The organism is Streptomyces silaceus, assembly GCF_001419745.1.
Lineage (GTDB): Bacteria > Actinomycetota > Actinomycetes > Streptomycetales > Streptomycetaceae > Streptomyces > Streptomyces silaceus.
This window is the reverse complement of sequence record NZ_LIRJ01000541.1, coordinates 1-5767: the sequence shown is the minus strand read 5'-3', so window position 1 is coordinate 5767 and position 5767 is coordinate 1. Positions and strand designations below refer to the sequence as shown.

The window sequence follows — 5767 nt, the reverse complement described above, 5'->3', positions numbered from 1 at the left end:
CGTGCTCGCGGTGCCGCTCGGCGTGCGGGCCGCCGCGGCCGGTGTGGCCGTCGGCGGCGCCCTCATGGTCGTGGTGCAGGCACCGTCGCTGTGGCGGCAGCTGCGCCACCGCTACCGGCCGGGCCCGGGCGCCGCGCTCGCCGGGGAGCCGTCATCGGCCAGGACCCTGCAGACGGCGATCATCTGGACGGTCCTGCTGTTCGCGCTGTGCCGCCAGTCGCAGGTCCTCATCGAACGGTTCCTCGCCTCGTCGCTGCCCGCCGGCGCCATCTCGCATCTCAACTACGCGCAGAAGGTCGCGCAGATGCCGATGGTCCTCTCCCTCATGCTGTGCACCGTCACCTTCCCCGTGGTCGCGCAGGCCCTGGCCCGCGGCGAGGTCGAGCGCGCCCGGGACCGCGTCGAGCGCGACCTCGTCCTGGCGGGCTGCATCGTGCTGCTCGGCACGGCGGCGGTCATCGCGAGCGCGCCTCCGCTCATCGAACTCCTCTTCCAGCGCGGCGCCTTCGACGCGCAGGACACCGCCGCCACGGCCGCGGTCATGCGCGTGTACGCACTGGGCCTGCTGGGACACACCATGGTCGGCGCGCTCGCGCGGGCGCACTTCTCGGTCGCGCAGACCACCTGGGTCCCGCTCTTCGCGATGGTCATCGGTGTCGTCACCACCGCGGGCATCGGCTTCCTGACCGTCGGCACCTGGGGCGTGTACGGCATCGCCGGGGCGAACGCGGTCGGCATCTGCGCCACCGCGCTCCTCCTGCTGCGCGGACTCGGCCCGCGCACCGTCCCGGTCAGGACGCGGGCCGTCATGGGCCAGCTGGCCCGCCTGGCGCTCGCCGCCGGCGTCTCCGCGGTGCTCGGCGCCGTGTGCGTACGGCGGGTGGCCGAGCCGATCCTGGCCGTACCCGCCTGCTTCCTGGTGGTGACCGTCTCCTTCGTGCTCCTGGGCTTGCTCCTGGGCGCGCAGCCATGGGTCTCCGCCCTTCGCTCCGTCACCAGAAAGCTGCGTCATGCCAGTTGACTGCTCCCCGCCCGCCCCGTCCGACGCGGACGTGTTCCTGCGCCCGCGGCCGCCCCGCAGCCCGGCCTGGGTGGCGATGTACCACTCGGTCGACGACCCCTCCGACGATCCGTACGAGATCACCGTCGCGCCCGACCGCCTGGCCGCGCAGCTGAGGTGGATGCGACGCCGGGGGCTGCGCGGCGTCTCGATGGAGCAGCTCCTGGAGGCCTGCGCGCGGGGCCGGGAGCACAACCTGGTGGGCCTCACCTTCGACGACGGCTACCGCGACTTCATCGACCACGCGCTGCCGCTGCTCCAGCAGCACGACTGCACCGCCACCGTGTTCGTCCTGCCGGGCCGCCTGGACGGGGACAACGCCTGGGACCCGCTCGGCCCGCGCAAGCCGCTGCTGGACGCCGAGGGCATCCGGCACGTGGCCGAGTGCGGCATGGAGGTCGCCTCGCACGGCCTGACCCACGTCGACCTGACCACGGTCGACGACGGGCTGCTGCGCCGCGAGGTCGGCGACAGCCGGGCGGCGCTGAGCGATCTGACGGGCAGCGAGGTGCGGGGGTTCTGCTACCCCTACGGCCACGTGGACGAGCGCGTGGCCTCCGCGGTGCGCGAGACCGGGTACGGGTACGCCTGCGCCATCTGGCCGGGCCCACTCGCCGGACCGTACGCCCTGCCGCGCGTGCACATCGGCCAGGGGGACACGAACCTGCGCCTGCGCGTGAAGATGAGCGCGAACCGGCTCAGGCGCCGCACCCTGGCCCGCTCGGCGGTGACCCGGTGAGGGTGCTGCACGTCATCACGGGGCTCGGCGTGGGCGGAGCCGAACAGCAGCTGCGGGTCCTGCTGCGCCACCTGCCGGCGGACTGCGACGTGGTCACGCTGACCAACGCCGGCGCCGTGGCGGAGGGCATCAGGGCCGACGGCACCCGCGTGACCGACCTCGGGATGGCGGGCAACCGCGACCTGGCCGCGCTGCCGAGGCTGACCCGCCTCATCCGGGCGGGCCGATACGACGTCGTGCACACCCATCTCTATCGCGCCTGCCTGTACGGGCGCCTCGCGGCCCGGATGGCGGGGGTGCGCGCGGTGGTCGCCACCGAACACTCCCTGGGCGACTCGCAGATGGAGGGCCGGCCGCTGAACGCCGGGGTGCGCGGGCTGTATCTGGCCGGGGAGCGGCTGGGGCGCATGACCGTCGCGGTCTCCCCCGCCGTCGGCGCCCGGCTGCACCGGTGGGGCGTGCCGCACCAACGGATCCGGGTGGTGCCGAACGGCATCGAGGCCGACCGCTTCCGCTTCGACCCGGCCGCCCGCGCCCGCACGCGCGCGCAACTGGGGCTGCCCGAGGAGGCGTTCGTCGTCGGGGGCGTGGGACGGCTGGTCCCCGGCAAGCGGTTCGACGTCCTGCTGCGGGCGGCGGCCCAGCTGCCCCGGGACGTCGTCGTCCTGCTGGTGGGCGGCGGCCCCGAGGAGCCGGAGCTGCGCGCTCTCGCCCAGCGCCTCGGGCTCGCCGACCGGGTGCGGTTCGTCGGCGAGTCCACGCACGAGGAGGACGGCGCGGCGCAGGACGCACCGGACCTGCCCTCGCTGCTGTCCGCCATGGACGTCCTCGGCTCCCCCTCCCCCGAGGAGGCCTTCGGTCTGGCGCTCGTGGAGGGCCTGGCCAGCGGGCTGCGCGTGCTGTACGCGTCGTGCCCCGCCGTCGAGGGCCTCGGCGCCGAACAGCGGACCAACGCCTCGTACTGCTCCAGCGATCCGGACTCCTTCGCGCAGGTCCTCTACGACCTGCGCGGCGACGTCCCGCCGCACCGCACGGCGCCGGCCTCGGTGCGGCACTACAGCATCACCCGCAGCGCCGAGCAACTGATGGGCGTCTACGCCTCCGTTGCCCTCGGCCCGACCCCGGAGGTGACCCCTCGATGAGCGACACCAAGCACCCGCGCACCGGCTCCCTGCGCGCCCGCCTCGCGCGGCTGCCCCGCTGGTGGCCCCTGCCCGCCTGCGCGGCCCTCGGCGCCCTGGCCGGTGCCGGGTACGGCGCCCTGCAGACGCCGCAGTACACGGCGACGAGCTACGTCGTGGCCGTCCCGCAGGAGAAGGCCGACCCGGCGACCGCGCTGGGGTTCGCCCAGGCGTACGGCCGGGTGGCCACGCAGCTCGCCGTGCTGGGCGACGCGCAGGTCGCGGCCGGCATGTCGGCCACCGAGCTGCAGGACCACGTGCAGGTGGCCACCTCGCCCGACGCGCCGATGATCGCGGTCTCGGCGTCCACCGACAAGCCGTCGACCGCGGTCATCACCGCCAACGCGGTGGCCCGGTCGCTGGCCACGAGCGCCAACCACTCCAAGCAGAGCACCCAGGTCACCCTGCTGCCGTTCTCCCGCGCGCTGAAGCCCACCGCGCCGTCCTCGCTCTCCACCGGGGTGACGGTCCTGGTCGGCGGGTGCGCCGGCGGTCTGCTCGGCGGTCTCGCGCTGCTGGTCCGTCCGCGCGCGCGGACGCAGGAGGAGACCGCGCCGGGGGCGTCCGTGCCCGGACCGGCGTCCGCCCTGGTGGGGAGCGCCCCGTGAGCGGGGCGGCGAACCCCGGCCTCAGAGCCGAACTCTGCGTGGACGAGGCCGAGTTCGACGCCCTGGCACAGCAGTGGGGCCGTCTGTACCGGGCGTGCGAGGCGGCGACGCCCTTCCAGAGCCACGCCTGGCTCTCCTCCTGGTGGCGGTCGTACGGCCGTCGCGGCGGGCTGCGGGTGGTGCTGGTCCGCGACGGCGACCTGCTGATCGCCGCGGCGCCGCTGATGCGGGTCAACACCCCGCTTCCTGCGCTGAAGCCGCTGGGCGGCGCGATCTCCGACTTCACGGACGTGCTCCTGGACGGCTCGGCCCGCGAGGCCGGGACGCAGGCGCTCCTGGCCGGGCTGCGCGAGCTGGCGAGGACCGCGCTGATCGACCTCGGCGAGGTGCGGCCGGGCGCGTGCGTGGAGAGCCTCTACGAGCGGTGGCCCGGCCCCAAGCGCAGGCTGGCGGACTCGGACTGCCTGGAGCTTCCCGCGCTGCCGATGGAGGCGCTGCTCAAGCGCCTGCCGACGCCGCGCGCGCAGCGCACGCGGGCCAAGATGCGCAAGCTGGACGCGCTGGGCGTGGAGAGCCGGATCGTGCCCGTCGACGAGGTCGAGGCGTCGGTGCGGACGCTGCTGCGCCTGCACGAACTGCAGTGGCAGGGGCGCAAGGTCACCGAGGAGCACCTGCGGCCGCGCTTCCGTGAGCACCTGCTGCGGTCGATGCGTCCGATGGTCGCCGCGGGCGAGGCGGTGGTGACGGAGTTCCGCCTGGACGGCGAGGTGATGGCCGCGGATCTGACCCTCCTGTCCGGCACGCTGGCGGGCGGCTATCTCTACGGCGCGCACCCGCAGTTGCGGGAACGCAAGGTCGATGTGGCGACGATGCTGCTGGACGCGTGCACCCGCCACACCGGGGGCGAGCATCCGCGGGCGCTGAGCCTGCTGCGCGGCACCGAGCCGTACAAGCACCACTGGCGTCCCGAGCCGGTCGCCAACCAGCGCTTCCTGCTGGCCCGCAGGCGCACGGCCCCGCTGGTGTCCGCCGCGCTCCTGGAGGCGTCGGGCCGCCGGTGGGCCAAGGAGCGGCTGCGCCGGCGCGCCGAGCGCCGCGGTGGCGGAGCCTCCCCGTGAGGGCTTCCGCCACCGCGGACCGGTGGGCGCTCAGGAGCGGCGCTCCCCCTTCCACCAGTCGAACCGCAGGCACAGCTTGCCGCCCAGCCAGTACTCGACCCAGTCGCCGAGGTCCAGCGGCGAGCAGGTGGGAGGCTTCACGGGCTCGGTCGGGGTCTCGTCGCGGCCGGAGAGCAGCTCACGGTAGACCTCGGCGGCGTCGGGGTTCTCCTTGCACTGCCACACGCCGTGCGGGCAGTAGTCGGTGACCGTGTTGTACAGCGGCTTCTTCTCGTCCATCCACTCCAGCATCCGGCGCATGTACTCCTCGTTGTCGCCGTTGCGGAACAGACCCCATTCCGGGTACGAGATGGGTTTCTTGTGGGCCGCCGCGAAATCGACGTGTTCCTGGAGTCCGTACGGTTCGTCGATCTGTTCGTCGAACGACATTCCGCGCGGCTGGTCGTACGAGTCCATGCCGACGATGTCGACGACCTCGTCGCCCGGATAGCACTGGGTCCACGGAATGGCGTCACGCCCCCTGCTGGGCGTGAAGTCGAACTTGAACTTCTGTCCCGTTACGGAGCGCATCGTGGTGACGATCCTGTTCCAGTACTTCTTCCAGGACTCCGGGTCCGGGGCGCAGCGATGCGTGTAGGTCGTGCCGTTCATCTCCCAGCCCAGCACGATCACGGTGTCGGGCACGCCGAGGTCGACGAGGCGCTGGGCGAGGGTGCGGAAGTGCTCGTCGAAGTCGCCGGCGGCCCCCTGCCGCAGCAGCCGGCCGACCTCGAGGTCGCCGACGCCGTCCTCGTTGCGCTCCAGCATCGGCACGTTGAGGACGAAGAGCCGGTCGTCCTTCTCCTTGCGCCAGTCCGCCCAGTCCTCCAGGAAGTCCGGGGAGCCCTCGATGTTGGTCCAGCGGTCGCCGGGCAGGTAGGTGTGGCCGACCCGCAGCTCGGTGCCCCCGAGCCACCTGCTCAGCTCGCTGATCCGCTTGACCCCGCGCGGCCCGTAGTCGAGGTACGCGCCGAAGGCGGGCGCCTTCTCCGCGGCCGTGGCGCTCGCCGAGGGCGACGGCT

The 5767-nt window shown here is 73.7% G+C and carries 6 protein-coding genes; 5 read left to right on the top strand and 1 reads right to left on the bottom strand.

Annotated elements, in window-relative coordinates; genetic code table 11:
• The 5 genes from AOK22_RS36245 to AOK22_RS36225 form a co-directional block, all read left to right on the top strand.
• Positions 1-1021 (top strand): lipid II flippase MurJ (locus AOK22_RS36245; RefSeq protein WP_279617109.1); only part of this gene is annotated, 1021 nt, incomplete at its 5' end.
• Between the two features lie 76 nt (positions 1022-1097).
• Positions 1098-1799: a polysaccharide deacetylase family protein gene (locus tag AOK22_RS36240; RefSeq protein ID WP_055702931.1), complete on the top strand. Its 702-nt coding sequence runs from the start codon at positions 1098-1100 to the stop codon at positions 1797-1799.
• Positions 1796-2941: a glycosyltransferase gene (locus tag AOK22_RS36235; protein ID WP_055702929.1), complete on the top strand. Its 1146-nt coding sequence runs from the start codon at positions 1796-1798 to the stop codon at positions 2939-2941. The genes AOK22_RS36240 and AOK22_RS36235 overlap by 4 nt, the downstream gene beginning before the upstream one ends.
• Positions 2938-3588: a YveK family protein gene (locus AOK22_RS36230; RefSeq protein ID WP_055702928.1), complete on the top strand. Its 651-nt coding sequence runs from the start codon at positions 2938-2940 to the stop codon at positions 3586-3588. Before AOK22_RS36235 ends, AOK22_RS36230 begins: the two co-directional genes overlap by 4 nt.
• Entirely contained in the window at positions 3585-4706 is a 1122-nt protein-coding gene (locus tag AOK22_RS36225) for a GNAT family N-acetyltransferase (RefSeq protein ID WP_055702927.1), read from the top strand. The genes AOK22_RS36230 and AOK22_RS36225 overlap by 4 nt, the downstream gene beginning before the upstream one ends.
• A 30-nt stretch (positions 4707-4736) precedes the next feature.
• On the opposite strand, the gene AOK22_RS36220 is transcribed toward AOK22_RS36225, so the two are convergent.
• A partial coding sequence (locus AOK22_RS36220; RefSeq protein ID WP_055702926.1) for a glycoside hydrolase family 26 protein occupies positions 4737-5767 on the bottom strand: 1031 nt, incomplete at its 5' end.

Excerpts from the sequence above, each read along its gene's own strand:
- AOK22_RS36240 (WP_055702931.1), top strand. The coding sequence starts at position 1,098 with ATGTACCACTCGGTCGACGACCCCTCCGACGATCCGTACGAGATCACC.
- AOK22_RS36230 (WP_055702928.1), top strand. The coding sequence starts at position 2,938 with ATGAGCGACACCAAGCACCCGCGCACCGGCTCCCTGCGCGCCCGCCTC.